The sequence below is a fragment of the Pseudomonas arsenicoxydans genome, from assembly GCF_006438915.1.
Taxonomy (GTDB): Bacteria; Pseudomonadota; Gammaproteobacteria; order Pseudomonadales; family Pseudomonadaceae; genus Aquipseudomonas; species Aquipseudomonas arsenicoxydans_A.
The window spans coordinates 199,689-226,425 of the sequence record NZ_RCZE01000008.1; the positions used below are offsets into that span (position 1 = coordinate 199,689).

General features: G+C 55.5%; 32 protein-coding genes. 20 read left to right on the forward strand and 12 right to left on the reverse strand.

Annotated features, from left to right (window positions below):
• Positions 1–73: 73 nt before the first annotated feature.
• The 5 genes from EAH78_RS18355 to EAH78_RS18375 all read right to left on the reverse strand — a co-directional run bounded on the left by EAH78_RS18355 (position 74) and on the right by EAH78_RS18375 (position 3,509).
• A complete protein-coding gene (locus EAH78_RS18355; protein ID WP_140668767.1) occupies positions 74–1,009 on the reverse strand; it encodes a hypothetical protein in 936 nt (311 codons plus the stop codon).
• A 27-nt stretch (positions 1,010–1,036) separates the two neighbouring features.
• Positions 1,037–1,414: a hypothetical protein gene (locus EAH78_RS18360; RefSeq protein WP_140668768.1), complete on the reverse strand. Its 378-nt coding sequence runs from the start codon at positions 1,412–1,414 to the stop codon at positions 1,037–1,039.
• The gene (locus EAH78_RS32175) at positions 1,407–2,573 is read right to left on the reverse strand and encodes a DnaT-like ssDNA-binding domain-containing protein (RefSeq protein ID WP_240051895.1); all 1,167 of its coding nucleotides are present in this window, start codon (positions 2,571–2,573) and stop codon (positions 1,407–1,409) included. The genes EAH78_RS18360 and EAH78_RS32175 overlap by 8 nt, the downstream gene beginning before the upstream one ends.
• Before the next feature lie 110 nt (positions 2,574–2,683).
• Entirely contained in the window at positions 2,684–3,250 is a 567-nt protein-coding gene (locus tag EAH78_RS18370; protein ID WP_140668769.1) for a hypothetical protein, read from the reverse strand.
• Entirely contained in the window at positions 3,240–3,509 is a 270-nt protein-coding gene (locus EAH78_RS18375; RefSeq protein WP_140668770.1) for a YdaS family helix-turn-helix protein, read from the reverse strand. The genes EAH78_RS18370 and EAH78_RS18375 overlap by 11 nt, the downstream gene beginning before the upstream one ends.
• A gap of 87 nt (positions 3,510–3,596) precedes the next feature.
• Between EAH78_RS18375 and EAH78_RS18380 the strand changes: the two genes are divergently transcribed.
• From EAH78_RS18380 to EAH78_RS18415, 7 genes are all read left to right on the forward strand, one after another.
• Positions 3,597–4,235, forward strand: a complete 639-nt coding sequence (locus EAH78_RS18380) for a helix-turn-helix domain-containing protein (RefSeq protein ID WP_140668771.1) — start codon at positions 3,597–3,599, stop codon at positions 4,233–4,235.
• A 479-nt stretch (positions 4,236–4,714) separates the two neighbouring features.
• Positions 4,715–4,894: a carbon storage regulator CsrA gene (gene csrA / locus EAH78_RS18385; RefSeq protein ID WP_140668772.1), complete on the forward strand. Its 180-nt coding sequence runs from the start codon at positions 4,715–4,717 to the stop codon at positions 4,892–4,894.
• A 421-nt stretch (positions 4,895–5,315) separates the two neighbouring features.
• Positions 5,316–5,537, forward strand: a complete 222-nt coding sequence (locus tag EAH78_RS18390; protein WP_140668773.1) for a hypothetical protein — start codon at positions 5,316–5,318, stop codon at positions 5,535–5,537.
• A gap of 232 nt (positions 5,538–5,769) precedes the next feature.
• Positions 5,770–6,030, forward strand: coding sequence for a hypothetical protein (locus EAH78_RS18395; RefSeq protein WP_140668774.1), 261 nt, complete (start codon positions 5,770–5,772; stop codon positions 6,028–6,030).
• Positions 6,031–6,621: 591 nt separating this feature from the next.
• Positions 6,622–7,701 carry a hypothetical protein gene (locus tag EAH78_RS18405; protein ID WP_240051896.1) on the forward strand — a complete coding sequence of 360 codons (1,080 nt, stop codon included), beginning with the start codon at positions 6,622–6,624 and terminating at the stop codon, positions 7,699–7,701.
• Between the two features lie 49 nt (positions 7,702–7,750).
• Complete coding sequence (locus EAH78_RS33040; RefSeq protein WP_140668776.1) at positions 7,751–8,755, forward strand: RecT family recombinase; 1,005 nt, start codon at positions 7,751–7,753, stop codon at positions 8,753–8,755.
• Entirely contained in the window at positions 8,752–9,414 is a 663-nt protein-coding gene (locus tag EAH78_RS18415) for a lambda exonuclease family protein (protein WP_140668777.1), read from the forward strand. The genes EAH78_RS33040 and EAH78_RS18415 overlap by 4 nt, the downstream gene beginning before the upstream one ends.
• A 23-nt stretch (positions 9,415–9,437) precedes the next feature.
• On the opposite strand, the gene EAH78_RS18420 is transcribed toward EAH78_RS18415, so the two are convergent.
• Together EAH78_RS18420 and EAH78_RS18425 are read right to left on the reverse strand one after the other, a co-directional pair.
• Complete coding sequence (locus tag EAH78_RS18420) at positions 9,438–9,632, reverse strand: hypothetical protein (RefSeq protein WP_140668778.1); 195 nt, start codon at positions 9,630–9,632, stop codon at positions 9,438–9,440.
• Between the two features lie 341 nt (positions 9,633–9,973).
• A complete protein-coding gene (locus EAH78_RS18425) occupies positions 9,974–10,219 on the reverse strand; it encodes a hypothetical protein (RefSeq protein WP_140668779.1) in 246 nt (81 codons plus the stop codon).
• Between the two features lie 139 nt (positions 10,220–10,358).
• Between EAH78_RS18425 and EAH78_RS18430 the strand changes: the two genes are divergently transcribed.
• Together EAH78_RS18430 and EAH78_RS18435 are read left to right on the forward strand one after the other, a co-directional pair.
• A complete protein-coding gene (locus tag EAH78_RS18430) occupies positions 10,359–12,158 on the forward strand; it encodes a DNA cytosine methyltransferase (protein WP_140668865.1) in 1,800 nt (599 codons plus the stop codon).
• Positions 12,155–12,550, forward strand: a complete 396-nt coding sequence (locus tag EAH78_RS18435; protein WP_140668780.1) for a hypothetical protein — start codon at positions 12,155–12,157, stop codon at positions 12,548–12,550. The genes EAH78_RS18430 and EAH78_RS18435 overlap by 4 nt, the downstream gene beginning before the upstream one ends.
• A gap of 191 nt (positions 12,551–12,741) precedes the next feature.
• Here the strand turns inward: EAH78_RS18435 and EAH78_RS18440 are convergent, their stop codons facing one another.
• Positions 12,742–12,948 (reverse strand): hypothetical protein, encoded by a 207-nt coding sequence (locus tag EAH78_RS18440; RefSeq protein WP_140668781.1) that lies wholly within the window; start codon positions 12,946–12,948, stop codon positions 12,742–12,744.
• Positions 12,949–13,453: 505 nt separating this feature from the next.
• On the opposite strand from EAH78_RS18440, the gene EAH78_RS18445 reads away from it, so the two are divergent.
• The 6 genes from EAH78_RS18445 (at position 13,454) to EAH78_RS18470 (ending at position 18,897) form a co-directional block, all read left to right on the forward strand.
• Positions 13,454–13,720, forward strand: a complete 267-nt coding sequence (locus tag EAH78_RS18445; protein WP_140668782.1) for a hypothetical protein — start codon at positions 13,454–13,456, stop codon at positions 13,718–13,720.
• Positions 13,717–13,950 carry a hypothetical protein gene (locus tag EAH78_RS18450; protein WP_140668783.1) on the forward strand — a complete coding sequence of 78 codons (234 nt, stop codon included), beginning with the start codon at positions 13,717–13,719 and terminating at the stop codon, positions 13,948–13,950. Before EAH78_RS18445 ends, EAH78_RS18450 begins: the two co-directional genes overlap by 4 nt.
• A gap of 139 nt (positions 13,951–14,089) precedes the next feature.
• Positions 14,090–14,389 carry a hypothetical protein gene (locus EAH78_RS18455; RefSeq protein WP_140668784.1) on the forward strand — a complete coding sequence of 100 codons (300 nt, stop codon included), beginning with the start codon at positions 14,090–14,092 and terminating at the stop codon, positions 14,387–14,389.
• Positions 14,390–14,626: 237 nt separating this feature from the next.
• Positions 14,627–15,820 (forward strand): tyrosine-type recombinase/integrase, encoded by a 1,194-nt coding sequence (locus EAH78_RS18460; RefSeq protein WP_140668785.1) that lies wholly within the window; start codon positions 14,627–14,629, stop codon positions 15,818–15,820.
• Positions 15,821–15,840: 20 nt separating this feature from the next.
• Complete coding sequence (locus EAH78_RS18465) at positions 15,841–17,430, forward strand: ABC-F family ATPase (RefSeq protein ID WP_140668786.1); 1,590 nt, start codon at positions 15,841–15,843, stop codon at positions 17,428–17,430.
• A gap of 279 nt (positions 17,431–17,709) precedes the next feature.
• Entirely contained in the window at positions 17,710–18,897 is a 1,188-nt protein-coding gene (locus tag EAH78_RS18470) for an MFS transporter (protein ID WP_140668787.1), read from the forward strand.
• Between the two features lie 13 nt (positions 18,898–18,910).
• On the opposite strand, the gene EAH78_RS18475 is transcribed toward EAH78_RS18470, so the two are convergent.
• Positions 18,911–19,948: an alpha/beta hydrolase family protein gene (locus tag EAH78_RS18475; protein WP_140668788.1), complete on the reverse strand. Its 1,038-nt coding sequence runs from the start codon at positions 19,946–19,948 to the stop codon at positions 18,911–18,913.
• Between the two features lie 250 nt (positions 19,949–20,198).
• Complete coding sequence (locus tag EAH78_RS18480; RefSeq protein WP_007949372.1) at positions 20,199–20,810, reverse strand: FMN-dependent NADH-azoreductase; 612 nt, start codon at positions 20,808–20,810, stop codon at positions 20,199–20,201.
• A 129-nt stretch (positions 20,811–20,939) separates the two neighbouring features.
• Between EAH78_RS18480 and EAH78_RS18485 the strand changes: the two genes are divergently transcribed.
• Positions 20,940–21,848: a LysR substrate-binding domain-containing protein gene (locus tag EAH78_RS18485; RefSeq protein ID WP_140668789.1), complete on the forward strand. Its 909-nt coding sequence runs from the start codon at positions 20,940–20,942 to the stop codon at positions 21,846–21,848.
• Complete coding sequence (locus EAH78_RS18490) at positions 21,845–22,204, forward strand: MmcQ/YjbR family DNA-binding protein (protein WP_046033107.1); 360 nt, start codon at positions 21,845–21,847, stop codon at positions 22,202–22,204. Before EAH78_RS18485 ends, EAH78_RS18490 begins: the two co-directional genes overlap by 4 nt.
• Here the strand turns inward: EAH78_RS18490 and EAH78_RS18495 are convergent.
• Positions 22,201–22,632, reverse strand: coding sequence for a DUF1294 domain-containing protein (locus EAH78_RS18495; RefSeq protein WP_140668790.1), 432 nt, complete (start codon positions 22,630–22,632; stop codon positions 22,201–22,203). The two genes, EAH78_RS18490 and EAH78_RS18495, sit on opposite strands and share 4 nt — an antisense overlap.
• On the reverse strand, positions 22,629–23,459 hold the full coding sequence (locus EAH78_RS18500) for an undecaprenyl-diphosphate phosphatase (RefSeq protein WP_140668791.1): 831 nt from the start codon (positions 23,457–23,459) through the stop codon (positions 22,629–22,631). The genes EAH78_RS18495 and EAH78_RS18500 overlap by 4 nt, the downstream gene beginning before the upstream one ends.
• A 292-nt stretch (positions 23,460–23,751) precedes the next feature.
• Here EAH78_RS18500 and EAH78_RS18505 point away from each other — a divergent pair, with 292 nt between their 5' ends.
• From EAH78_RS18505 to EAH78_RS18515, 3 genes are all read left to right on the forward strand, one after another.
• Positions 23,752–25,386, forward strand: coding sequence for a methyl-accepting chemotaxis protein (locus EAH78_RS18505; RefSeq protein WP_140668792.1), 1,635 nt, complete (start codon positions 23,752–23,754; stop codon positions 25,384–25,386).
• Positions 25,387–25,632: 246 nt separating this feature from the next.
• Positions 25,633–26,196 (forward strand): nicotinamide riboside transporter PnuC, encoded by a 564-nt coding sequence (gene pnuC, locus EAH78_RS18510; RefSeq protein ID WP_140668793.1) that lies wholly within the window; start codon positions 25,633–25,635, stop codon positions 26,194–26,196.
• A complete protein-coding gene (locus tag EAH78_RS18515) occupies positions 26,193–26,717 on the forward strand; it encodes an AAA family ATPase (RefSeq protein ID WP_140668866.1) in 525 nt (174 codons plus the stop codon). Before pnuC ends, EAH78_RS18515 begins: the two co-directional genes overlap by 4 nt.
• Positions 26,718–26,737 lie beyond the last annotated feature (20 nt).

A 26,737-nucleotide genomic window follows, 5' to 3' on the forward strand; every position in this document is an offset into this window, starting at 1 on the left:
GAAGCATTCAAACCATGCAGATGCCGCGACTACAGCTAGCCAGGAGGCTATAGCCGTCTCCATTGACGCAAAGTCATCCATGCACACCTTCCTCTAACTCCTGCTGCGCTGCCTTCGCTTCGCGCTCGCGTTGTTTGGCCGATTGTTTGGCACGTGCGGCTTCGGCGTTACCGTGCGAGTCAAGAAGCTCCTGTAGCGTCTTCGCGGGAACTGGGATGGTCTCAGTGTCGACTGTCCCCGCTTGTTCGATCAGAAACAGCTTTTTGCGAATTTCATCATCGAGTGATGCTGTAAAGGAATCGACTGAGGCAATAAGGCCGGTAACTATTTTTTTCGGTAATGATTTACCTTTCACCGTACCCTTTGTAACTTTCGCCTTTCCTTGGCCTCGGGCTTTTTGCAGCTCGGCTTCAAGATATTTACCGGCCTCCTCCCCATACTCACGAAGAAACTTAACAGCGGTTTCTGTGCTGACGTGATTGGACTCAAGCAAATTTCGAACATCAACATTCGCATATGCAAGTAGAAGATGATCATCAACATGCGGCCGGCTCTTTTTCACAAGCTGTGCGATTTCAGTCGAGCTAATATGTAGGGCTGCTAACTCTCTGTACATATTTGCATATTCCAAGGCCGCCAAACCTAGCTGATTATTACTGGTCGCGATACGCGCAATTCGCTCAGCGTTATTTCCCTTGAATGGAACGATGTCGATTAGATCAACGGGCCGACCTTCGGCCAGCAGTCGACGATATGACTCATGGCGACGGTAGCCCTCTACGATTACCAGTTCGCCAGTAGCCGTGTTCAGGTGGACTTCAATCGCGGGAACCTGCCCGCCTTCGCGAAGATAATCAGTCAACGCAACAATAGACTCTTCCCAACGAGCGTTATGGTTTCGAGCATTCCACCCCAGCACAAGTGTTTCATATTTAACCTGAAGCCCGGTGCGAGCGCGTTTAATCACGCCATCTTTAATAAGGCCTTCATAAGAGTATTTCACAGTCATATTGTTCATCCTCAGATTATAGCCAACTCAGTTGTCCGAGCCGGGATCGATGTTTTGTTTATTTAATTTCAAAATACTGCGAATCGTACTAATCGCTGCATCTGCAATCTCAGGCGTTCGAATAGAGCCAGCAGGAATCTTGTACAAGTACGCGCCCTCAATAAATCTTTTGCACGCCTCGGAAAAATTCCTTTCAAACATTTCTTCAATCTTGTTACCTGGAAATGTTTCTCGGTTGTTCAGGTTCCACCAGCCAGTCTCACGAGCGGCGTGATGCACAACACGATGGCTCCATGTCGCTCTGCCAGCCATGCACGGGCGAACGTTGCTACAAGCCTCGCCAAAGGCCTCACTAAGACCGGGAATTCCCGCATCCGATAGAAAGTGTTTTTCCAAGTTAGGCATGACTGCGATCTCCCCGAAGGTGAAACTTGGCAAGTAACTGCTTCCTGGCTTCAACTCCATCCCCAGATATGCCTTGAATCTCTCGAACTTGGCTCATAGCCTCTTCCGCGAACTGGTGCGATTGTTTCGCCAGATCGCAGACCAAATTTGGACGTGCAACAGTTCGAGCAGGCGTGACACATCGTGCTGTTGCAGATGGTTTGATTGCGCCGGCTGAGCGAGTAGCACGCATTGCTTCGGCGTGCTTCTGACGCAGAACATTCCGCTCAAGCGATTCCGCCAACTCAAGCTCCCACTGACCCTGTGATTGGATTTTTTCGGGCCGGGAAGCCCAATACAGCTTGAACTCTCTCAGGCGAGCGTCAGTATTCGCCTCGGCGGAGACCTGGTATAAAAAAAGAACTTCCTCCAACCCCTCGGGGGTTGGCAACCAAGACTCGGACATAGCAAATCTCAGGAGTGGCGCTTGCTCCTCCCGCGAAGGAGAAGAAGAAGGAGGTAAAGCGGAAAGCGGAGGTGTGCCCACTTTCTGCATCCCCCCCCCTACCACTTGAATGCCCACTTCCTTGCCCACATTGGCGCCCACTTCTTCTTTGAAGGCTGCGTAACTATTGGGGTTGGCACCTTCCACTTCTACCCCCACTTCCCTGCCCAGAAAACTGCCCACTTCGTCTGCCCACTTACTGCCCACTTTATTTCGGACGGATTGATCCCGTGTCGCTTTCAAAAGCTCAAAAACAAGACGCCTCTCAGCTTGATTGGGGCCGATTAAACCGACTTTCTCCAGCCATGCCGCCGCTCGCCGAAGTTCTTTCTCTGTAGGCTCGCCGCCCCTAATGCCTTGGTGCGGCTCAACATAAAGTTCTTCGGCTATCGACTTCCAAGAGACGCCACGCTTTACCCCGACAATGCCGGTTGAGTAATCCATAAATGGACGCAAGCCAAAGACGTATATAAGGCGGGCCGTGTGCGGCAAACCTCGTAACGCCTCGCGCTCATCGTCATTGATCTGGAAAGCTGGCATTTCATTTGTCCAGACAGCTGAACCCCTCATGAATAAAGGGATTTCCTGATTTAGGTGTCCGGCGCATCCGTGATAAATCTGGATTTCCCAAAACAAAGGCACAAGGAGGCCGGACGTATAAAACTCGATAGACAACTTCAGCGACGCTTGCTCGACACTTGTGCGCAGCGCTATCCGGGATGCATTTCAAATGACTCCTAGAATGAGTGGTGCGCGGAATTTGGCGAGGACGCGATGCCGGCTATTCATGCTCTACCCTCCTCGATAATTTTCTGCTCGATCAGGCAGAGCGCCCGATTTCCTGCTGCCACGGATTCGCTTAGTTCGCGATGAGCAAATCTCAAACGGTCCTGATTCGAATCGTCCAACAGGTAAACCAGCGCCTGCTGTGCCTCCCCGCTCTCCTTCATCACCGCCTGTACGTGATGGAGCACACCACCTTTCTCAGGCTCATTGGCGATAAGGCTCACGGACACACCTAAAGGCACCAGCAACTCGCCTAGCACTTGGATTTTTAGGTCGGCAGGTAACGCAGCCAGGATCGACTGAATAAAATTTGCAGGGAGTAAATTGGTGTCCTTCGTTGAGTCATCCAGCCAACGAAAAATCCGGTCGGCGTTGACCCGCATCCGCTCGTGGGTATCTCGGGTAGGAGGTTCAAAACGAATGGCTGTGATCTCTGGCCCGTTGATGCGTTCATGGGCTTCTACGATGACCTGAGCCGCTGTGGCGCGCCCCCAATCTTCACGCTTACGCCATTGATTTACCGCTGAGAGCAATTGCGCGACGAGAGTCTGCGGCTCAGTTCGCATGACTGTGCGTTCCAGGTATTGCAAGCTGCACAGGATTAGGTGGAGGAATGTCCAGACAGAGCTCCCACGCCTTAACCGCCCCCTTTGTTACGGCCTCCGCTTTGAACGCATTACCTGCGCTGACGCCACAGACGCCCGTTGACCACTGCGAAACGACGGATTGGGAAACGCCCAGTGCTTGCCCTGTTTTGGTTTGGCTGTTCTCAAAAAAATTGATAAGCCTTTGTGCAGCTAATTGAACAGTTGTAGGTGGAGTCATACCAAAGCCTTAATTATCGCTCTGCTTATAGCCTACTCATTAGAAAACTTGTTTGCAACAGTATTAGTGGTCTTATAGATTTCTCGCATGAACCTAGCCCAGCGTCTAAAAAAAGCTCGTAAGCACGCCCACCTCTCCCAGACTGCGCTCGCAGCAGCTGCAGACGTTAAGCAGTCCATGATTTCTCAACTGGAGACTGGGGCATCTCTTGCTAGCGCAAATATCGTGAGAATTGCCTTTGCCTGCGGAGTAAATCCAATGTGGCTTGCTGAGGGCGCGGGAGAGATGCTGCCGTCCTCTGACGAAGCATCAAGTGTGTCCGCCTCCGACGGAAATTGGCCGATGTTCTCCTGGGAAATGATAGGAAGCATTAAGGACATCTCTGAGCTTAAGCTATTAAAAGCAACGGAGATGGTCCTAGGACCCGAGCGGGCTGTAGATGGCTTTGCTTTAAAGGTAAAAACACCAGCTATGACATCTCCCTATCCGGGAGAAAAATCTTATCCCGTGGGCTGCACTATTTTTGTGAATCCACACAGGGCACCGTCTGAAGGGTCTCGCGTTGTTGTATCTCTTCCTGAACCTAGCGCGTACGATTTCAAGACCTACTCTAGCGACGGAAATCGGCGTTTGTTGATCCCCATTAACCCTCAATACAAAGTCCACGAGATAACCCCCGACACGGTAATTCTTGGCGTCGTAATGGGCACATATATCCCCGAATAGCTATCTACAAAACCTCAATGCCTCGCAATCCGCGAGGCTTTTTTTTGACTAAAAAAACGCAAGTCCTCCAAACCTCTAGCTTTTGGCTTCAGGCCGGCCGCTTCTACGGGGCACAAAAATAATATTATTAGCATTCTTATTGACATGAAATATCGCCATGCTTATATTTCGTCCCGTCGCTGCAGCACGAAGTAAGACGATGCGACGACGCGGGACAACCAGAAATGCAGCAAGGTAGCGAGCCGAAGCCTCAATTCGGTACAGGAGATGCCTCACTCCCCCGGCGCAGCGTGGAGCCGTGAAAACCAAGAGTGTCAGAGGGCGAAGAGCCGCGACTGACTGTTGAGCCCTCAGGGCTCCCGAGCAAGACATCGCCTAGCCGGAGGTGGCGTGTAACCCCGGCCAGAAACACGGAACATTTCACTGATGCACCTGGCGACGGGTGCATTGGGAAATTAACCAAAGCAAGGAAATGGAACATGCTGATACTCACCCGAAAAACAGGCGAAACCATCAACATCGGCCACGACGTCCTGGTCACGGTGTTGGGCGTGCAAGGCCAGCAAGTCAGGATAGGTATCGCGGCACCGAAAGACGTCCAGGTGCACCGCGAGGAAATCTACCAGCGCATTCAGGCTGGCGGACACCAAAAGCAATAGCTCGTCAACCAGTGCCACGTCAGCCTGACTTTAACTGCCCGATCCTCTCAATCGAGAGCGCATCGGTGAGCTCTGACGCACAACGATTGTTGGATGGCTCGCCGCCATCGCCTCAGAGTTCACCGATGCGAAAGCATCTCCAACCCGCTCACGGCGGGCCGTCTGGATGACCGTAACGCGTAAGCCGGCAAGAGCGCGATGAACTATCACCGGCAGCTCAGGGCATCCAAACGAATCTCCGTTCTCGCAAGGGATTTCACGGCTCCTTGTGGGAAACATTCGTTTGGGTGTGACCTGGCACCCAACCTCAACCGCCTTCATACGTCGTCACCTTGCTGGATGAACCTTGCGGAAGTGTCTCTTCCGGTCAGGGTGGCGACCTATGCATTCGGCTTCTCAAATCTAGTCAATGGAGCATCTCATGGGCACTACGGAAATAACTTTCGACGCTGACACAGTCAACGTTTCAACCATCTCCGGGACTTCGGCAGATATGCGCGTTACAGCGGACGTGGATGTTCAAACGGTGCTCGAAAATTTCGAGGCCGCCGAGGTGCTGGAGCACATCAGCCGCGACGATTTCCTCGAAGCAATTGGCGAAGAGTACGTGCATGTGTACTTCTGTATCGACGCTGACAAGTAAGGAACCAATTATGGAAAACGCAAAACCTGACCGCGTCCAGTGCCCGCAGTGCAAAAACTGGTCGGACCCAGCCCAAATGACAGTCACAAAGATCTCGCGACGTGCCTACAGCAGACACACCGGCAAGCGCGAGACGCAGTATCAGCTCCTGACATTCTGCAAGAACTCGCCCTGTGCAACTCGCTATCAGCAAGGGGCTTTGGGCTAATTCCGGCCAGTTTGGGGAGAGTCTATGCCAACCAGCTATGCAGACAGCGCACAAGCCCGAGAGTGGGACAGGCGCTACGACGCTTGGGGGCGCGAGAAGAAAGCGCAACCCGAAGAGTTCCACGACTACGAAGCCGCAGAGCAGATGCGTTCGGAGGCATTGGAAGAACGTGCAGAGCGCCAGCTGGCCGAGCGGAAGGCAAGTGCAAAGCGCATCAGTGCCGCCGTCGACAAGATAGGGGAGTTTTACGGATTGAAGGAGAAGCCGAATGATCCGGGGTCATGACCTTTCAATACGAATGATCGAGCAGCAAATCGAGTGGATCGGTCAATCGTCCTTTCCAGAATCGAACACATGCGTCGGCATGATCCAGGCAAACCTTGCTCATGGATTTATTGATCAGCGCGAGTCGCTTGAACTGACTGAGCGTGCTTACAACGCAGAGGAAGCTCGGCGTGTGGCACTTCACCAACGAGATACGGCTGGCCGGCTAGCAGCCATCCAGTATGGAAAACCGTTATGAGTACTTCGCCAGTAAAAAGGCTGATTGACGAAATGGTTGATCAGCTGATTTCGGATCACCTGTCGCCATCCCGCGTCCCTCTTAATGAATCGCTGGGATTGCCTCGGGAAACGCTCGTGATGAACATTCCAATTCGCTTGGCGGTAACCATGCAAGGCGGACGTAAGCGGTTGGAGGTACGTCATGACCAAAGGTCAGCGTAGCCGCCGAACTGCCATTCGAGTTGCTTCAACCATCACCGGTCTGCTGTTCATAGGCATCATTTTTTTCGCCCCGGCAATCGGCGGCCTGATTACCCAATAATCCATTTCCCATTCAACAGCGCCTCGTTACGGATGGCGCGGAGTTTACTCATGCCAAAAAATCAACAAGCTGCCACTGTCGTCGGCGAAGAAGTACAACCAGTTGAAGGCGTCAGCACCGCAACCGAAATCGCGGAATACAAACCGCTAGCCAAGGCCATGCAGGATCTCCAGATCCGTTTCAAAGATGTGGTATTTGACTGCGCGACCCCGAGAGGTTTGGGTGATGCGAAGTCAGCTCGGGCGGAAATTCGGGAAGTCCGGTACGCCATCCAGAATGCCGAAAAATCCGTGCTGGTGCCATACCAGGAAGCAGTGAAGGCAGCTCAAGCGAGGGTCACGGAAGTAAAGCAATTCGGCGAAGATTTGAAGACAAAGGTTCTTGCGCTAGAGGAGCCCATAGACGAGAAAATCAAGGCCAAGGAAAAAGCCGATAAGGAAGAAAAGGCGCGGAAAGAAGAGCTTGAGCGGGTTCGCATAGAGAATATCCAGACCAAGCTCTCTCGCTTCCGTGGGGTTGCCAGCGCATATGCTGCTCGCTCGTCAGAAGACATCGCGACGATTCTGGAAAGCGTGAAAGCCTCGGTGATTGATCCTGACGAGTATGGTGAATTCGAAGGTGAAGCGACAATCGCACGCGATACTGCGATTGGATCACTGGAGACTCTGCACACCCTTGCTGTGACCCGCGAAGCGGCTGATGCAAAAGCGAAGAAAGATGCAGCAGATCTCGAAGAACTGCGTCAACGACAGCAGCGCCTGGACGATGAAGCCGCCGAGCAACGACGCATTCAAGCAAAGCGTGACCAGGACGAACTGGATCGTCAGCGCGACGAATTGAAAGCCCAGCAGAAGAAGCTGGATGATCAAGCTGCTCAAAATCAGCGCGACCAGGACGAGTTGGCCCGCCTGCGTGCTCAGGCTGCTGCGCCTGCGACAGCTGTTCTTGACCCTGCCCCTATTGAGTACGTCGCGCCAGTCGCTCTCGAATTACCTGAAGCTCAGCCATGCACGACCACGACCACGACCGACTTCGGTATCACAATGACCGAAATCGTCGACGTGGTCGCCGTCAGCTTCGACCTGAGTAACGACGAAGCTGAAGCTTTGATCCGACGCCTATTCGCCTGACCTTCATCCGTATATGCCGGTCACTTGATTGGCGTCAGGGACTTACTCCATGAAAAACACCGAACAGCAATCGACAGCCGTGCAGGCATTCACCGAACCATCGCGCAATGCCGCGTCATTGATCCTTGATCCCGTCAGCATGAAAGCTATGACGGATCTCGCGGATCTGATGGCCAACGGCAAAACATCTCTACCGGCACACTTTCGAGGCAATTCCGCGGACTGCATGGCGATTATCATTCAGTCAATGCAGTGGCAGATGAACCCCTTCGCCGTCGCCCAAAAGACATACATCGTCAACGGTGGCCAGCTCAGCTACGAGGCGCAACTGATCAACGCGGTGATCACTTCACGCGCCCCAACCGAAGACCGCTTGAATTATGAGTGGTTTGGAGACTGGCCAAAAATCCTGGGCAACTTCCGCGTCTACAAGAGCGATAAAAAGAAGAACGAAGACGGCTCGACCAAGGAGTACCGCTATCCGAACTGGTCGATCGAGGATGAGAAAGGTTTGGGTATTCGTGTATGGGCAACGTTCAGAGGCGAAAGTAAACCTCGTGAGCTCGAAACCCTTCTCCTCCAGGCACGAACGCGGAACTCCACACTTTGGGCAGAAGACCCGAAACAACAGATCGCCTATCTTGCGACTAAAAAGTGGGCTCGCCTACATTGCCCTGATGTGATCCTCGGATGCTACACACCGGATGAATTCGATCCGAATTTCTACAGCGGAGAGGCACGCGAAATAAATCCTGATTCGACCGATTCGCAGCCTTCACAGTCCAGTCAACCGAAGGCCTCTCGCGACTATTCCAACATCCGGGCTGCCAAGCCATCACCCGATGCTGATCAAGCTCTGGCTCAACTGCTGGAGATCGCAAAAGGACAAGACATCGAAGCCTATGCCGTGGCTTGGAGGGCGTTGACTCCCACCATGCGCGCCAGGGTTGGCAAGGAAGCGCACGAGCAACTGAAGGAAGTCGCCGCGACGGTAGATGCTGAATTCACCGACATTCCCCACTCGAATTCTAGCGGTGTTGAGGTGGCCGAGTGAACAGCAGATTGCAGGGCACTGAGCAATGGAACGCCGACCGGGTCGGTCGGGTAACAGCCAGCCGATTCAAGGATGTCATGGCATGGGGTAAGCCGGATAAACACGGCAAGCGCGAACCACAAAAAGCGCGCACCACATACATGCTTGAGTTGTGTTTTGAGCGGCTGTCTCAAAAACCAAAACACCAGGTCAAAAGCGCTTCAATGCGCTGGGGAACTGAGCAAGAGCCTTTTTCCCATGAGGCCTACGAGATGCTTACGGGGAACATTGTCAACGCCAGCGGCTTCATCGCACATCCAAAATACGATTGGCTTGGCTGCTCCCCTGACGGCCTCGTAGATGCTGATGGAGGGGTTGAGAGCAAGTGTCCCTACAGCGAAGCAATTCACATCACAACATGGCTTGGCGGCATGCCAGAAGAGCACATGCCTCAGGTGCAAGGCTGCATGTTCGTCACCGGCCGGAAATGGTGGGATTTTTTGTCGTTCGATCCACGTCAGGACGATGACTGCCAGCTCTACATTCAGACGATTTATCGCGATGAAACCTACTTGGAGAATCTGCACAAAGAGCTTGTGCAATTCAATTTGGAGTTGAGTCGCATGGTGGATGAGGTGGCCGACAGGGCGCGCATGCAAATGCAGCGACTTTCAGCATGATAATTTCTAACTTTCTACCTCTATCACAGACGAGGAACAATGCAGAACTCGCTGAGTTTTAGCGCAGCTTCATACACTTTACTTTCTAGCTCAAAAAACACGACAACCTGATCGGAATTGAATGGAAAGTTAGTCTGTACGTATTCATCAACGGCGTGGTGCGCAACATTCCAAGCAACAATAAGGCGGTTCATTTCTGATCGCTCGGCAGCTGTCATAGACTGCTCCTTGACCCGATAACAGACTTGTCATCTAGGAATAGCCCACCGAATACAGTTACGCCAATCCGCGACAATCAAAACCGCGACGAATCTGTCGGCACTACTACGCGACCTGAATCGCCTCAACTATCGCTCTGAATGTTTCGCTGGAATCGCCAGCGTAAGGTCCTCTGACAGTTTCCCAAGCTTGCCGCGTAGACCTTTCAAAGCTTCTCTGCCGAAAAAAATCAGCCAAGTGCCGTCTGGCCGCTGCAGACAGCTAACAAAATAGGTTCCAACCTCATCCTCAGTAAGTCCCGCAACTTCAGCGATCTCTTTGTATGTGGGCCTGCTGTACATCAGTAATCTCCTTTCAAGCTTGACCGCCAAAATAGACGTTCTTCCTGTGGTAGCACGATGGTGCACGACAATGTCTTGGTGAGTTTGAGTCCACTGAGAATGTGCTCGGGAGTTTCAAGTGCAAAAGTCAGAACCCAGCCTCCCTGTATCGCCAACGCATTCATGTGGACGACAAAAGTTCGAACCTCATCCGTTGTGATTCCCAGTACGTCAGCAACCTGCTGATTAGTTGGCTTGCTATTCATTTTTGCACTCCTGTCACGCGAGATCCCGAGTACTCAATTCAATAGCCCACAAACATTAAACGTGCCACTGCGTCCGTCGTCGGAGGGCAGTGGCGTGCACGCCAGTTGGCATTCCACTTCTGCAGGACAATGCACCATGATGCTCAAGCGAATACTCAATCACTTCCATTTCTGCTGCGGCCTCGGTGGCGGCGCCAAAGGCTTCAACAAAGCCAAGCCAATTGTTGGCAACGTTCAAGCCGATTGGCGGTGTATCGGTGGCGTCGACGTCGATCCAGCTGGACTGGCCGATTTCGAGCGTTTAAGTGGCGTAAAGGGAACGCTGCTGGATCTGTTCACCCGAGATCAATACTTTCGTTTCCACGGCAAAGAGCCGCCACTAGGTTGGCGTGAAGCCACCGTCGAAGACATCCGCCGAGCAGCAAATTACCAGCGGCCTGACGCGGTATTTATTTCCAGTCCATGCAAAGGCGCGTCCGGATTGTTGTCCGAAACGATGAGCCAGACTCCAAAGTACCAGGCCCTGAACGAATTGACGCTGCGATGTATCTGGTTGTTCGGCGAGGCATGGAAAGCCGACGCTGTCCCGCTGCTGGTGTTCGAGAACGTGCCACGACTCGCCACTCGCGGGCGCCATCTGCTGGATCAGATCAACAAGCTGCTCATTCACTTCGGCTACGCCGTCGCCGAGACTACCCACGACTGCGGCGTCATTGGTGGTCTGGCCCAGAGCCGCAAGCGCTTCTTGCTGGTCGCCCGCCACGTCGAGAAGGTGCCGCCATTCCTGTACGAACCGGAAAAGAAGACGCTCAAGTCTGTTGGTTCGATCCTTGGCCGCATGCCGCTTGCAGGTAATGTCGAGGCTGCTGGCCCCATGCACCGAGTTCCGGCACTGCAATGGAAAACGTGGGTACGCCTCGCCCTGGTAACCGCCGGCAAAGACTGGCGCAGCCTGAATGATCTGGTAATCGAAGACGGTTACCTACGAGACTTGGTGATTGTGCCTAAGTTTCGCGATGGGTTTCTGGGTGTTCATGATTGGCAAGAGCCGGCCGGTACTGTAGCCGCTCGGAGCGGCCCAACAAATGGCAAGTTCTCGATAGCAGATCCCCGTGCAAAATCCGATGCCCTGCAATACCAGCAGTTCGGCGTTCGAAGATGGGACGAAACCAGCGGCGCCATTATCGGTGTGAAGTCTCCTGGGCAAGGTACGTTTAGCGTTGCCGACCCGCGTGATCCTGGCGTCAACCACGCCAAATACAATGTCGCCAAATGGGATGGCGCTTCGCGAACCGTTATCGCTGGTAGTACTACGGGTCAAGGTGCCTATGCAGTTCAAGATCCGCGTTATACCAACTGGCATCCAAACGCGAGCAGCCGAAAGCTGAACGTATGCCCTTGGGAGAAAACTGCGGGTACTGTCACCGGTTCACAGCAGGTCGCCAGCGGAGCTCTGTCGATCGCAGACCCGCGTCCGGGCCTGAAGCGAGTGAAAGGCGATGCGTTCCTTTCCGGTGGCCATTACGGCGTGATTGGGTGGAATCAACAATGCGGCGCTGTATCCGCAAGCGCCCACCAGGATAATGGGCGATGGTCCGTTGCAGACCCGCGTTTGCCCGAAGCCAACGAGCGGCTGACGTGCGTGATTGAAAGCCTCGACGGCACTTGGCACCGCCCCTTCACCACCTTGGAATTGGCTGCGTTACAAAGCTTGGTTGAGCCGGAAGAACAGTTCGAGTTGGACGGATTGAGTGATCAAGCCTGGCGCGAGCGGATCGGTAATGCAGTACCGCCGGCAGCCGCTGAAGCAATCGCCCATGTAATGGGCACCACCCTATTGCTGGCAGCAGCCGGCGAGACATTCATGCTCAACAGCATGCCGATTTGGGTCCGCCCAATCGCCGTAGGTCTGAGCGTTTCTCAGAAGGAAACTCCATGAGCCCCATCGCTCAGCACGCGCTTGATCGCGCGCAAGGGGAACCAGTGCCCATTTCCTGCCCGGAGACTCAATTGGCCTCTGTTCTCGACGACATCGCGCCACCGCTCGACATAAGCGCCATCGATATCAGTGGCCCTATCAACCAAGTCATGTTTCTGGAGGGACAGAACTTCGCTTTGGACATGGTGAGGTCTGCCGGTGCCGCACTCTCTGATCCGCCCTTCATTGCCAAGCTGGTTCAGAACCTAATCCGTGCAGCGCTGAGCAGGCCGCCGAGTTATGCAAAAGGCATAAAAACTGTTACCGAGTTGCTACTACAGCAGCAATCTATTGGCAGTCGACCCACAACTCACCCGCCAAGATCACCTCGGACATTGCCTGATCAAAACTAGTCCAAGGGCCGTTCAAATAAAGGGCAATTACTGACTCCCCCGGCACTTCGCTTTCGCAGAGGACGACTGCACTCTCCGGAATACCTGCATTTGGCCATTTCCAATTGAGTTTGATAATGAGCTCACGATGCCGGTATTGATGCCTGATGGGCAACTCCCGATCTAAATACAGCACTATCACCTCTCCAGACTTATCTAGAAAGCGGTTTGGCGGGAGGACCAGTACGCACCTTACGGGTCATAGAGTTCAGCAGGCTCATAGCGTCAAACACATCGAACCATTCGGGCTCCAATGGTGCTTCACATTTCTCTTCCGATTGAGAGTCATCAAGCGCGGACTTCGTCCGCTTTTTCGGTCCCGACTTTTCCTTAGCATGTATTGATTTACTGGCGTCCATGAGATTCACCTCTGCCGTTATGACTACAGGTTTCGCATCTGCATGCCCCCAAGCTAGAGGAGCAACTCGGGCTTTGTTTAGTGGGAATATGCATTAGAAATGTAGGTCACAAGTCACAGCGCTTCAATTGGATAGAGCTTTCTCAGTCATAACTGTAGCTAAAACAGAATAACTTTGCCCCTTTCTGGAATAACTTTTCTGATCATCCAATGAAGGTATCGCCATGCCCAAGAAATGCCAGTCATCCCGGCGCTATCGCCGGCGGGTGACGCGAAAAGCCTACCTGCTGATCCACGAGAAGAACGCCGACGATCTGGAGGGGATCGATAGATACTAGCTCGGCTGCCAATCACTCAAGAAAATTTAACCACCAGTGACACATGGGAGCGCCTGCTGTGAAACACGAACCACCTGATCAGACACTAGAAGACGCGGCTAAACCACTTCTGTGGATAAGAGCCGTCTTAGCGATCTTGGGCATCATCGGACTCGTTTGGAGCTTTGTATGAAAAAGATCCTTTTCACCTTGCTGCTGGCCCTCACTGGCTATCAAGCCTCGGCAAACGTCCCGACCGTTACCGTCGTGCACGATGACACCCATGCTGTGACGTGCTGGCTATCTACGTACAACGGCGCCAGCGCAATTTCGTGTCTGCCGAACTCCATGATTGAAGACCCAGATGACAGCGACTGCGGGACGAAGCTCGGCCCCGACTCATCCCCTGCATCTATTGAGACATCCACTCTGTGTGGGGAGGTGTTCGGGTTATGAGCCGATTCATTGCAGTGATTCATGGCTGGCATGTCTACAGCAACGGCTTCAGCATTCATGAACTGGAAGCGTCCATCGCTGAAGAGGCTAAAAAAGAAGCAAGCTGGCTCAAAAGTCTGCGCGAAGACGACTTCGACAAATGCGCGTACACCGTTATTGAGATCGAAAATACCGAGCATCTTTCTCGGAGACTAACCTGGCGCGAACGGATCAACGGAAAACTCAACTGAAGTCACCCGCCCGGCACTGTCCCGTTTCATCCCGCGTGTAAACCGGAACCGGGCGAGCGGTGCATACGATACAGCAGCATGCCTTTCCATCTCAAAAATTTTTAACGACCTGCCAATAAACGGCGGGCAAGGTCTTCCCATGTCTGAAATAACTCAAGACGACATATTCAAGCGCATTGAAGGGCTTGAAGACGAAACACAAAAATTAATGGTCTGCACCTTGGTTGGGCACAGCAAGATCACGACCTTTTGCTTTGGATACCACCATTGCGCACGCTGCGATGCACAGATAGGCGATTCCCTTGGAGGGCTTTATGACAGTTCCAAAGACGTAGTCGTTGGGCATGACTGCGAGATCTGTCGCGCCAATTTTGCTGCTCTAGATTGGCGGCACACCCTTCTGGCACCTGATCCTTTCTCGAAAGAAACCACTACCTAACTCGTCCCACACTTACTGCCGCCATAAGGCGGTATGGAGTTATGCCATGCCTGAAAAAAATGAAACTGACCAAATCCCGCCACTCGGCGTGGATAAGGTATCTGAAGCCCAAATGGCAATAATTCTGGGCACCACACACCGAGCGTTATCAACCCGTCGAGCGCGAAAGCAGATCCCCGAAGGGGTCTGGAACAAGTGCGGCGGCCGAATTATGTATAGCAAAATGAGGTATGAGGCATGGCAAGAAAGTCAGTGGATTTGCCCAACGGATTGGAGCTCTTCCGCAACTCTCTCCGGATTCGGTTTACCTGGAACGGTGTCCGGAGAAGCGAAACACTCCCCTTCCCCACGACGCAAAAAGGCATTAAAGCTGCATCCCAGCTTCGCGATCAGGTAGATAACCTGATCAAACTCGGGCTGTTGGATGATGCAAAATATGCAGAGTTGTTCCCTGGCTCAACGGTGTCGCTCGATGGTGTACCTTCATTTCTCGATTACGCCCAATCCTGGCTCGACGGTCGGGTGATCACCGCCGGCACACGGAAGAACTACAAAGGAGCGCTGAATCTGTATTGGGTGCCAGCGCTCGCCCTCATTCGAATCGACATGATAACTACCTCGTTGCTTCGCCGCGTCATTGGGTCAATTGAGTGGACCTCTCAAGGTGTTCGGCGCGACGCGGTGGTTAGGCTTACAACCATCCTCGAATCGGCGCTGAATGAAGAGCTGATCAAGAAGAATCCCGCCAAGGCTATCGATCGTCCGAAACGGAAGAGGAAGGAAATCAATCCATTCACACTGGAAGAAGCGAATCGGATTATTGATCACCTCTACGAGGCGATACACTGGCCGAGCGGTATCTACGCGGCATTTTTCGAGTTCGCGTTCTTCAGCGGGATGCGCTTATCTGAAGTCGCGGCGCTTCGTTGGGATGCCGTCGATCTGATCAAGCGCCAGGTTCACGTTTGTCGCACCGTCGCCCTTGGCGTCGTCGAAGAACGCACCAAAACCGGAAAAGATCGTTTTGTGCTGCTCAATGAACGGGCATTGCACGCGCTGGAATTCGCCCGCCAGTATGCTGAGCGCCGCAAAAAGGGTGTCGGCAAGATCAAGGAATTGCCCTACGTGTTCCCGCCGTCGAAGAACAGTGAGTACATCCGACAGACCTCAGACCTTCATAAACAATGGGGGCCGGCCCTGAAAGCGCTGGAGATCCCTTATCGGCCGCCGTACAACTGCCGTCATACTTATGCGACAATATGCTTAATGTCCAACATGAACCCCGCCTTCATAGCTCAGCAACTTGGCCACAGCGTCCAAATGTTGCTGTCGACGTATGCGCGTTGGCTCAACTCAAGCTCAGACTGGGCGGAGCTGGAAAAGCTCCAGATTGGTATCAAATCGGTATCAGGCAAAAACGACCAGCTCTAAACCATTGATAGGTAAGGTAATTGATCTCCACAGCTAACATCACGATGCAGTTCGGCGCCAAGCCGCTATTCGAAAACGTTTCGGTCAAATTCGCCGCGGGTAACCGCTACGGTCTGATCGGCGCCAACGGTTGCGGCAAGTCGACTTTCATGAAAATCCTCGGTGGCGACCTCGAGCCGTCCGGCGGCCAGGTCATGCTCGAGCCGAACGTGCGTCTGGGTAAATTGCGCCAGGACCAGTTCGCCTACGAAGAATTCACCGTGATCGATACCGTGATCATGGGTCACGAAGAGCTGTGGAAGGTCAAGGCCGAGCGCGACCGCATCTACTCGCTGCCGGAAATGACCGAAGAAGACGGCATGGCCGTGGCCGAGCTGGAAACCGAGTTCGCCGAAATGGACGGCTACACCGCCGAATCCCGTGCCGGTGAGCTGTTGCTGGGCCTGGGTATCGGCATCGAGCAACACTTTGGTCCGATGAGCGAGGTTTCCCCAGGCTGGAAACTGCGCGTATTGCTGGCGCAGGCGCTGTTCTCCGATCCTGAAGTGCTGTTGCTCGACGAACCGACCAACCACCTGGACATCAACACCATCCGCTGGCTGGAAAACATTCTGACCCAGCGCTCCAGCCTGATGATCATCATCTCTCACGACCGTCACTTCCTGAACAGCGTCTGCACCCACATGGCTGACCTGGATTACGGCGAACTGCGTCTGTTCCCGGGCAACTACGACGAGTACATGACCGTGGCGACCCAGTCCCGCGAGCAACTGCTGTCGGACAACGCCAAAAAGAAAGCGCAGATTTCCGAGCTGCAATCGTTCGTCAGCCGCTTCTCGGCCAACGCCTCGAAAGCCAAGCAAGCGACTTCCCGCGCCAAGGCGATCGACAAGATCCAACTGGCCGAGGTCAAGCCTTCGAGCCGCGTGAGCCCTTTCATCCGTTTCGAACAAACCAAGAAGCTGCACCGTCAGGCGGTCATCGTCGAGCGCATGGCCAAAGGCTTCGACGGCAAGCCCCTGTTCAAGGACTTCAGCTTCCAGGTTGAAGCTGGCGAGCGCGTGGCGATTATCGGCCCGAACGGTATCGGTAAAACAACCCTGCTGCGCACCCTGGTGAACGAACTGACCCCGGATGCCGGTACCGTGAAATGGACCGACGCCGCGGAGCTGGGTTATTACGCTCAGGACCACGCACACGACTTCGAAGATGATTGCAACCTGTTCGACTGGATGGGCCAATGGACCCAAGGCGGCGAACAAATCGTTCGCGGCACCCTCGGTCGCATGCTGTTCTCCAACGACGAGATCCTAAAGTCGGTCAAGGTCATCTCCGGTGGTGAGCAAGGTCGCATGCTGTTCGGCAAGCTGATCCTGCAAAAGCCGAACGTGCTGATCATGGACGAACCGACCAACCACTTGGACATGGAATCGATCGAGGCGCTGAACCTGGCGCTGGAAAACTACCCGGGCACGCTGATCTTCGTCAGCCACGACCGTGAGTTCGTATCGTCGTTGGCCACCCGCATCATCGAGTTGAGCCCTAGTGGCGTGATCGACTTCAGCGGTACTTATGATGATTACCTGCGTAGTCAGGGTGTAGTGTTCTAAGCACCTGCGGAAACTGAAAAGCCCTGTCCATGTGACGGGGCTTTTTGCATTTCATGGCCGACCGTTTTTCTGGTGCTGAAACCTTCGCGAGCAAGCCCGCTCCCACATTTGACCGAGTTCTTCCTGTAAGAATGCGAACAAATGTGGGAGCGGGCTTGCTCGCGAAGGGGCCCTAAAGGACAACCAAAAATAGTCAGACAAAATAGTTAGCCTGCTTCCTTTTATTCGCAGCCCAAGCCATGATGCAGCTCTCCCACCGCCGCCCGCGAACGAGCCGACATGTCTGCGCAGCAACAACCCTCGCAAAGCTCCCTGGCGATCACCCTGCAGATCGTCTCCATCGTTTTTTATACCTTTATTGCCTTCCTCTGCATCGGCCTGCCGATTGCGGTGTTGCCGGGCTATGTTCATGAACAACTGGGCTTCAGCGCGATCATCGCGGGGATGACCATTGGCTCGCAGTACCTGGCCACCCTGCTCAGCCGGCCCATGGCCGGGCGCATGTCGGACAGCATCGGCACCAAGCGGGCGATTGTCTACGGGTTATCGGGCATTGTGCTGAGCGGCGTGTTGACGCTGATGTCGACGTTGCTGCAGAGCATGCCGTTGCTGAGTCTGTTGATCCTGATCGCCGGTCGCTTGCTGCTCGGGGTAGCCCAGGGCCTGATCGGCGTCGGCACCATCAGTTGGTGCATGGGCCAAGTTGGCGCGGAGCACACCGCGCGTTCTATCTCCTGGAACGGCATCGCGTCTTACGGCGCCATCGCCATTGGCGCGCCGCTGGGCGTAGTGATGGTCGCCGAGTATGGTTTCGCCAGTTTGGGGATCGCGCTGTCACTGTTGGCGCTTGCCGCACTGCTGCTGATCCGCCACAAACCATCGGTGCCGGTGATTCGCGGCGAGCGCCTGCCGTTCTGGGCGGTGTTCGGGCGCATTGCACCGTTTGGTGCAAGCCTGAGCCTCGCGTCCATCGGTTATGGCACGCTAACCACCTTTATTACCCTGTATTACATCAGCCGTGGCTGGGCCGGTGCCGCGTATTGCCTCACCGTGTTCGGTGTCTGCTTCATTTTGGCGCGACTGTTGTTCATCTCCAGCATCAGACGTTTCGGCGGATTCACCTCGGCCATTGCCTGCATGAGCGTCGAAACCGTGGGCCTGGTGCTGCTGTGGCTGGCACCTTCGACCGGTTATGCGCTGATCGGCGCGGGCCTGACCGGTTTTGGCTTGTCGCTGGTCTATCCGGCGCTGGGGGTTGAGGCGATCAAGCAGGTGCCCAATTCCAGTCGCGGCGCGGGTTTGAGTGCTTATGCGGTATTTTTTGATCTGGCACTGGCCATCGCCGGCCCGCTGATGGGCGCGGTGGCGTTGAACCTGGGGTATACGTGGATTTTCTTTAGCGCGGCGTTGATGTCAGTGACCGGGTTGGCGCTGACTCTGCTACTCAAGCGCCGCGCAATGGCCTGACACCCACAATATTTTATTGATCCGCGGTTTGCAGGCCTGCCCGAGTGGCGATGCCCAGTGTGCGGGAGAAAAATCGCCCTGCCTCGGAAATCATGTCGCGATGGATGCCTTCGCGGTCGACACCATCAGCGTCGGTGCACAGCCCCGGCATGGTGGCGATCTGTTCATCGTTGCACGGCGCCATGAACACGAAGTGCCCTGCCCCCGCCAGCAATTTGAAATCCGGGGCAATCGGCAGCTTACGCGCGAGTGCAGCGGCGTTCTTGTCGAAGGCCACCAGTTTGTCGCCGTCGCCGCTGTACAGCAGCACCGGCACATGCACATCGGCCAAGGTGTGACGGCCGAATTTCAGACTCAACGGCGCCATCAACAGCAAGGCGCGCACACGCGGGTCGGCCACGGGTTGCAGGTCGTCACGATCGACAATCAATTCACCCTTGGTGTTGCAAGCATCGCGATCGTCCGGGCGTTCCTCGCAATACCGACGCAGACGATCCAGGTCAGGCGTGGCACCGGACAGGATCAACGCCGTCTCACCGCCTGCCGAATAGCCGATGACTCCGACCTGATTGGCATTGACGAACGGCGCGAGCATGCGATCGCCCAGGGTGGCAGTAATGGCTTCGGAAATCTGGATGGGGCGGCCGTAAAGGTTGCTCAACGTACCGAGGCGGCTGTGGTCTTTGGAGTTGTCGCCGGGATGAATTACCGCCACCACCACAAAACCTTTGCGCGCCAGTGAGGTGGCGAGGTCGTGCAGGGCCAGCGGGGTTCCGGTGTTGCCATGGGACAGCATCAGCATCGGAAAACGGCCGATAGCTACCGGGATGTCCTCACCGGCCTCGACCGTGTAACCCTCAATTTTACTGGTGTGTTCACGATCACTGGAGGGATAGAACGCGATGGCGTGCATCGGCTGCAAATCAAGGGGGTCGAGAAAACTCATCTCATGGAAGCCGACGCTCCAGTGAGGATGCGGCGCAGGCGCGGCGTGCACTGAATTCAGGCTGCTGAGCAGGCAAAACAGTAACGTTGCACAAAGACGCACCATGAGGATGCCCCACCATTTTGTTACTTGACCGGAAAGCCCGTTCTCCTCGAAACACCGAGGCAGCGGCCTTGTACCAGCAATTGCGGCCACCAAGGTCGTTGCAGAACGGGAGCGTTAACCCCCTGTTGCATAACCTGGGCCACAACCTGAAACGGCCAGAAACAAAAAACTCCGTATCTGGCACTTGCGTGACCAGAATACAGAGTTTTTTGGGGTGTTGCCTGAGCAGTTTTACGTTTTTACGCAAGCCTTACGCAGCGGCGAACAATTGCTCGCTGATTTGCGCTTGAGCGTCGCTCATGGCTTTGGTGCGGACTTCGTCACCGTAAGCCAGGCCATGGGCGCGGACAAACTCGATGTCGGTGATGCCGATGAAACCGAACAGCACTTTCAAGTACTCTTCGTGAGCAACGCCAGTGGCTTGACCGGCATGCAGGCCACCAGAAGTCGAAACGATCACGACTTTCTTGCCACCGCAAAGGCCTTCAGGGCCGGCTTCGGTGTAACGGAAGGTCTGACCGGCAACGGCGATGCGATCGATCCAGGCCTTGAGTTGGGTCGGGATGGTGAAGTTGTACATCGGTGCGGCAATCACCACGGCATCGGCGGCGAGGAATTCAGCCAGCGTCGTGGCGCTCAGCTCGGCTTCGTGCTGTTGGGCGGCGTTGCGCAGTTCAGCGGTAGTACCGGCGGCGACCAGCGTCGTGGCGGAGAAATGGCTGATGGCATCGGCGGCCAGGTCGCGGTAAGTGACCACGGCGTTCGGCTCTGCGGTTTGCCAGGCTTTGACGACTTCGCTGCTCAGCAGACGGGAAGCCGAGTTGTCACCAAGAATGCTCGAATCGATATGCAACAGTTTCATGTGTGATCTCCAGGTGAGGACCGCCACGAGGCGATCTGATGGAGTGAATCCTACAGACGAAACCAATAGCTGATTAGACCGCAACAATGCGATAGTTCGTCCCACTGATAGAACAATCGGACCACCGTCATGCAAGACCTCAATGATCTCTACTATTTCGCCAAGGTGGTTGAAGCCGGCGGTTTTGCGGCCGCCGGGCGTTTGCTCGGCATTCCCAAGTCGCGTCTGTCGCGGCGTATCGCCGAGCTGGAGGAACGCCTCGGCGCGCGTCTGCTGCAACGCACCACCCGGCAACTCAAGCTCACCGCCGTAGGCGAACGTTACCTGCGGCACTGTCAGGCGATGCTGCTGGAAGCGGAAATGGCCGATGAAGCGGTGGCCAGCATGTCCAGCGAACCGCGCGGGCGCTTGCGGGTGTCCTGCCCCGTCGGCCTGGCGCATGAGATGTTGCCGACGGTCATCGCCCGATTTCTTGAGAAATACCCGCAAGTGCAACTGGAAGTCATGCTGCTCAACCGCCGGGTCGACCTGGTGACCGAAGGCGTCGATGTCGCCTTGCGCGTGCGTGAACTGGGCGATGAAGATCCGCTGCTGGTGACCCGACGCCTGCGCCAGGCCCAAATGGCCATGGTCGCCACTCCGGCGTTTTTGCACGGGCGTGAAATCAATCACCCCGAAGACCTGAAAAACCTGCCCGTGCTCGGCGCCCTGGAAGCCGACCGTATGGTGCATATCCGCCTGCTGGATCAGCAGGGCAAAAGTGTCGAACTCAGCCTGGAGGCGCGGCTGGGCATTGATGACTTTATCGTGCGCAAGGCCTGCACCCTCGCCGGCCAGGGTTTTACGATGTTGCCGATGATGTATTGCGAGCCGGAGCTGGAAGATGGCTCGCTGGTGCAACTGTTACCCGATTGGTCGTTGCCTGGCGGCTGGCTGCAAGCGGTCTACCCTCACCGGCGCGGGGTGATGCCGGCGGTTCGCGCCTGGCTCGACCATTTGATCGAAACATTCAATGCGTGTGGGGACCGATTGATATGAAGGCTGGACGTATGAGCGAAGAGGATGTCGCGCAATTCTGTCTCGCGCTGCCGGGTGCGCGGGAAGACTATAAATGGGGCGGTGTGCGGGTGTTTTCGATTGCCGGGAACAAAATGTTCGCGTTGCAGAACCTGCGCGGCGACTCCCTGGCTTTCAAAGTCGACAAGGACCTGTTCCTGGGCCATTGCGATCGACCGGGCATCCACCCGGCTCCCTATCTGGCGAGAGCCCAGTGGATCATCATGCAAACGCCCTACCCGCTGGGTGCCGAAGAACTGCAAGGCTTGTTGCAACGGTCCCACCAATTGGTGGTGAGCAAACTGCCCAAGCGCACCCAGGTGGGACTGCTGCTTTAAAACAAGGCCAACAGGTGGGCGCCGAGAAACATCTGGTCGATCCAGAACACCTGGTGCAGCAACACAATCAGCCAGAACAGCAGTTGATACGAGACTTTGCGGGTCTTGTGCCGAAACACCTGCTGGGCCAGCAAGGCGCCGGGCCAGCCACCGGCCAGTTCGACCGCGTGCAAGACGTTTTCCGGCGTGCGCCAGGCGTCGGCGCGGGCCTTGCGCTTGTCGCTCCAGTACAGAAAAAACGCCAGCACACTGACGATCCCGTACGCTGCGAACGGAATCAACGACACCCCACGCAGCCAGAGCGACACTGAACCAAACAGCGGCACCGCGCACAGTGCTGCGAAAACCAGCAGTTTCAACCGTAGATGCTGGATGCGCTCTCCCCCGGAACTGCGTCCGGGGTCGTGGCGCCTGCCGGCGTCACTCATGGTTTGGCCGCGGACCAGTCAATCCAGCCAAACTGCCAAGTGGCCAGAATGACCAGCCCGAACACGATGCGGTACCAGGCAAACGCCGCGTAGCTGTGGCTGGCGATAAACTTGAGCAAGCCACGGACCGCGATCATCGCGAAGATGAACGCCGTGACGAAACCCACTGCAAATACCGGGAAATCCGCCGGCACGAACAGGTGACGGTATTTGAAACCCGAATACACCGCCGCCGCGACCATGGTCGGCATCGCCAGGAAGAACGAGAACTCGGTAGCGGTCTTGCGCGACAGGCCGAACAGCAACCCGCCAATGATGGTCGAGCCGGAACGCGACGTCCCTGGAATCATGGCCAGGCACTGAGCGAAACCGACTTTCAGTGCATCTTGCCAAGTGATCTCGTCGACGGTTTCGGCATGCACCTGATGTTGGCGTTTCTCGGCCCACAACATAATCACACCGCCCACCACCAACGCCGTCGCGACGGTAATCGGGTTGAACAGGTAATGGTGAATCAGGTCGGAGAAAATCACCCCCAGTACCACCGCCGGCATAAAGGCGATCAGCAGGTTGGCGGTGAAGCGACGCGCACTTGGTTGCGTCGGCAAACCGGTGACCACATCAAGAATCTTGCGACGAAATTCCCACACTACCGCCAGGATTGCACCCAACTGGATAATGATGTTGAACGCGATAGCCCGTTCACCACCGAAGTTGAGCAAGTCGGCCACAATGATTTGGTGCCCGGTACTGGAAATGGGCAGAAACTCTGTCAGCCCTTCTACTACGCCAAGTATCAATGCCTGAAAGGCAGTCCAAAGATCCATCAATCCCCCAAGAAGCAATGCCCCCAGGCATGCCCCGTTAGTTTTATTTAAACGTTCATTGCGCTGAGCGTAGTTGAAGTTCCGTGCGCACAGGATCCAGACGAAACCGTAAAAATTCCGTGAAAATAGAGCGTGATTCAGGTTTTTCCGCGCGGGGCCGAAATCCTATCAGACAAGTCTTTATAACGCTGCTGCGGAATAAGACTTGGGTCGCATAGGCCCGACCGGCAAAGCGTGGTTGGATGCTGGCAATCGTTTATGACAATAAAAAGAAAATTGGAGTGACAGCGTTATGAACAGCTTGCGCAGTGTGTCGATCAGCCGACGCTTGTGGCTCATCTTGATCGTGTCCGTGGTGATGTTACTGACATTGGGCGCCTTGATGCTCAAACAGATTCACGACGACCTTTATCTGGCCAAGGCGCAGAAAACCCAGCACGTGGTGCAGACCGCCAGCGGCATTCTGTATTACTACCATGACCTGGAAACGGCCGGCACCCTCACCCGCGATGCCGCGCAGAAGCAGGCGCTGACAGCCGTTCGCGGGCTGCGCTATGACCAGAATGACTATTTCTGGATCAACGACCTGACGCCAGTGATGATCATGCACCCGGCCAACCCCAAGCTCGATGGCCAGAACCTTTCGGCCATCCGCGACCCGGATGGCTTTGCGGTGTTTAACGAAATGGTCGCCGTGGCCAAGGCCAAGGGCGCCGGCATGGTCAACTACCGCTGGCCGAAACCGGGCGCCAGCGCCCCGGTGGAAAAAACCTCTTACGTCAAACTCTTCGAGCCTTGGGGCTGGGTGATTGGCTCGGGGGTGTACATCGATGACATGCAGGCCGAATTTAATGGCCAAGTGTGGAAGGCCACTTTCGTTGGCGCGGTGATTGCGCTGGTGATGGCGCTGTTGGTGATCCTGATTGCCCGCAGTATTGTGCGCCCGCTGCAGGACACGGTGAACGCGATGGCTAACATCGCCAGCGGTGAAAGTGACCTGACCCGCAGCCTCGATACCCACGGCCAGGACGAAGTGGCGCAACTGGCACGGCACTTCAACGCGTTTACCACCAAGCTGCGCCTGGTGATCACCGAGTTGCAGGTATCCGCCAGCGCGTTGGGTCAGTCGTCCAGTGAATTGGGCAATGACGCCGCCCAAGCGCAGCAACGCAGCCAGCAGCAGTCCCAGCAGATGGAACTGGTGGCCACGGCCATTAATGAAGTGACCTATGGCGTGCAGGATGTGGCGAAGAACGCCGAGCATGCGGCCAGCGAAATGCGCGATGCCGAATCCCAGGCGCAACAGGGCCAGATCAACATCGACGGAAGCTTGCAACAGATCGACAAACTGTCCGGCACCATCGATCAAGCCGTGGAGGTGATTCGCACCCTGGCAACGGAAAGTACGCAGATCGGCAGCGTTCTGGAGGTGATTCGCTCCATCGCCGAGCAAACCAACCTGCTCGCCCTTAACGCCGCCATCGAAGCCGCCCGGGCGGGTGAGCAGGGCCGAGGGTTTGCGGTGGTGGCCGATGAAGTGCGCCTGCTGGCCCAGCGCACGCAGAAGTCCACTGCGGAAATCCAGTTGATGATCGAACGCCTGCAAAGCCATTCCGAAGCAGCGGTCAAGGTCATCGGCGACAGCAGCCGCGCGTCACAACTGACGATTGAACAGGCGGGCCTGGCCGGTGCGAGTCTGAATGCGATTGGCCAGGCGTTGCGCAACCTCAACGGGCTGAACGCTTCGATCGCCAGCGCGACATTGCAGCAGGCCCATGTGGTGGAAGACATCAATCAGAACGTGACCCAGGCGGCGGGGTTGTCCCACAGTACGGCGTTGGCAGCGGAGCAATCGAGTGTGGCGAGTGTTCGACTGAAAGACCTGAGCGAGCAACTGAACGGGCTGCTCAAGCAGTTTCGCGTGTAACAACACTCACGATCAATCTTGTGGCGAGGGAGCTTGCTCCCGCTCGGCTGCGCAGCAGTCGCAAAAAAAGCTGACTGAATTTCTCCTGTAGAAATCCGGTTGCAGTATTCGGGGCCGCTACGCAGCCAGCGGGAGCAAGCTCCCTCGCCACAGTTGCGTTTCAGATTTTGGTCCTGTGTCGCTATGGATCTTCCCTACTGCCTAGGTACAATCCGCCCCCCACTTCGTCTTCCCCAAGGAACTTCCATGTCCGGGCTTGAACTGTTTGCCGCCGCCCTCGGTGTGATCGCCGTCTGGTTGACGGTCAAACAGAACCCTTGGTGCTGGCCGATCGGCCTGGTCATGGTGCTGCTCTATAGCTGGATCTTTTTTGAGGTGAAGCTGTATTCGGACATGCTCCTGCAAGTGATCTACGCCGCGCTGCAACTCTATGGCTGGTGGCAATGGACTCGCGCAGGTGAAGCGAACACCGGCCGGCATGTCAGCCGGCTTGACTCAAAGTCAGTCGCTTTGGGCCTCGCGGTCGGCGGGCTGGGCAGTGTGCTGTTGGGTGCCGCCATGGCGCACTGGACCGATGCCGCCCAGCCTTGGCTCGACGCCGCACTCACAGGGTTCAGCTTGGTCGCGCAAATGTGGATGGCGCAAAAACGCGTGCAATGCTGGCCGTTGTGGATCGCCGTTGATGTGATTTTTGTCGGGCTGTTCATCTACAAAGGCATGTACCTCACGTCTGCCCTCTATGCACTGTTCCTGCTGCTGGCCGTGCAAGGCTGGCGTGAATGGCGTGCCGACCCGGCATTGCGTACATGAAGGTGCTGGTGCTCACAGGTCCCGAATCCAGCGGCAAGAGCTGGCTTTCGGGAGAAATTCACGCCCATTTTGGCGGCCTGTTGGTCGGTGAGTACGTTCGCCATTTCATTGATAGCGAAGCCCGCGAAACCCGCTACGAAGACATCACACCCATAGCTCAAGGCCAACTGACCTGGGAAGACCAGGCACGCGCCCAACAACCCTCACTGGTGATTCTCGATACACACCTGTTAAGCAATATCCTTTGGAGTCGCACATTGTTTGGCGATTGCCCGACATGGATCGAGCAAGCATTGCTGGCACGGCACTACGACCTGCATTTGCTGCTAAGCCCCGAAACTGTGGCCTGGCATGACGACGGTCAGCGCTGCCAACCACACCTGACAGAACGCCAGGCGTTTTTCCTGGCCAGCCGCCAATGGCTTGACCTGCACCGCCAGCCATTCGAGGTACTGCAAGGTGACTGGACACAGCGCAGGGCCGCGGCGTTCCTGGCTGTGACACGCTTGCTCAAGACCTGACAGGGCAACCCGCCCCGCCA

Bases quoted from the DNA above. Each gene is read 5' to 3' on its own strand.
- EAH78_RS33040 (WP_140668776.1), top strand. From the start codon at position 7,751: ATGAAAAACACCGAACAGCAATCGACAGCCGTGCAGGCATTCACCGAA.
- EAH78_RS18515 (WP_140668866.1), top strand. From the start codon at position 26,193: ATGAAGGTGCTGGTGCTCACAGGTCCCGAATCCAGCGGCAAGAGCTGG.
- EAH78_RS18380 (WP_140668771.1), top strand. From the start codon at position 3,597: ATGAACCTAGCCCAGCGTCTAAAAAAAGCTCGTAAGCACGCCCACCTC.
- EAH78_RS18505 (WP_140668792.1), top strand. From the start codon at position 23,752: ATGAACAGCTTGCGCAGTGTGTCGATCAGCCGACGCTTGTGGCTCATC.
- EAH78_RS18440 (WP_140668781.1), bottom strand. From the start codon at position 12,948: ATGGACGCCAGTAAATCAATACATGCTAAGGAAAAGTCGGGACCGAAA.
- EAH78_RS18470 (WP_140668787.1), top strand. From the start codon at position 17,710: ATGTCTGCGCAGCAACAACCCTCGCAAAGCTCCCTGGCGATCACCCTG.
- EAH78_RS18375 (WP_140668770.1), bottom strand. From the start codon at position 3,509: ATGACTCCACCTACAACTGTTCAATTAGCTGCACAAAGGCTTATCAAT.
- EAH78_RS18455 (WP_140668784.1), top strand. From the start codon at position 14,090: ATGTCTGAAATAACTCAAGACGACATATTCAAGCGCATTGAAGGGCTT.
- EAH78_RS18405 (WP_240051896.1), top strand. From the start codon at position 6,622: ATGCCAAAAAATCAACAAGCTGCCACTGTCGTCGGCGAAGAAGTACAA.
- EAH78_RS18485 (WP_140668789.1), top strand. From the start codon at position 20,940: ATGCAAGACCTCAATGATCTCTACTATTTCGCCAAGGTGGTTGAAGCC.
- EAH78_RS18425 (WP_140668779.1), bottom strand. From the start codon at position 10,219: ATGAATAGCAAGCCAACTAATCAGCAGGTTGCTGACGTACTGGGAATC.
- EAH78_RS18460 (WP_140668785.1), top strand. From the start codon at position 14,627: ATGGCAAGAAAGTCAGTGGATTTGCCCAACGGATTGGAGCTCTTCCGC.
- EAH78_RS18360 (WP_140668768.1), bottom strand. From the start codon at position 1,414: ATGCCTAACTTGGAAAAACACTTTCTATCGGATGCGGGAATTCCCGGT.
- EAH78_RS18395 (WP_140668774.1), top strand. From the start codon at position 5,770: ATGCCAACCAGCTATGCAGACAGCGCACAAGCCCGAGAGTGGGACAGG.
- EAH78_RS18445 (WP_140668782.1), top strand. From the start codon at position 13,454: ATGAAAAAGATCCTTTTCACCTTGCTGCTGGCCCTCACTGGCTATCAA.
- EAH78_RS18370 (WP_140668769.1), bottom strand. From the start codon at position 3,250: ATGCGAACTGAGCCGCAGACTCTCGTCGCGCAATTGCTCTCAGCGGTA.
- EAH78_RS18475 (WP_140668788.1), bottom strand. From the start codon at position 19,948: ATGGTGCGTCTTTGTGCAACGTTACTGTTTTGCCTGCTCAGCAGCCTG.
- EAH78_RS18500 (WP_140668791.1), bottom strand. From the start codon at position 23,459: ATGGATCTTTGGACTGCCTTTCAGGCATTGATACTTGGCGTAGTAGAA.
- EAH78_RS18390 (WP_140668773.1), top strand. From the start codon at position 5,316: ATGGGCACTACGGAAATAACTTTCGACGCTGACACAGTCAACGTTTCA.
- pnuC (WP_140668793.1), top strand. From the start codon at position 25,633: ATGTCCGGGCTTGAACTGTTTGCCGCCGCCCTCGGTGTGATCGCCGTC.
- EAH78_RS18430 (WP_140668865.1), top strand. From the start codon at position 10,359: ATGCTCAAGCGAATACTCAATCACTTCCATTTCTGCTGCGGCCTCGGT.
- csrA (WP_140668772.1), top strand. From the start codon at position 4,715: ATGCTGATACTCACCCGAAAAACAGGCGAAACCATCAACATCGGCCAC.
- EAH78_RS18435 (WP_140668780.1), top strand. From the start codon at position 12,155: ATGAGCCCCATCGCTCAGCACGCGCTTGATCGCGCGCAAGGGGAACCA.
- EAH78_RS18420 (WP_140668778.1), bottom strand. From the start codon at position 9,632: ATGACAGCTGCCGAGCGATCAGAAATGAACCGCCTTATTGTTGCTTGG.
- EAH78_RS18480 (WP_007949372.1), bottom strand. From the start codon at position 20,810: ATGAAACTGTTGCATATCGATTCGAGCATTCTTGGTGACAACTCGGCT.
- EAH78_RS18490 (WP_046033107.1), top strand. From the start codon at position 21,845: ATGAAGGCTGGACGTATGAGCGAAGAGGATGTCGCGCAATTCTGTCTC.
- EAH78_RS18450 (WP_140668783.1), top strand. From the start codon at position 13,717: ATGAGCCGATTCATTGCAGTGATTCATGGCTGGCATGTCTACAGCAAC.
- EAH78_RS18355 (WP_140668767.1), bottom strand. From the start codon at position 1,009: ATGACTGTGAAATACTCTTATGAAGGCCTTATTAAAGATGGCGTGATT.
- EAH78_RS18495 (WP_140668790.1), bottom strand. From the start codon at position 22,632: ATGAGTGACGCCGGCAGGCGCCACGACCCCGGACGCAGTTCCGGGGGA.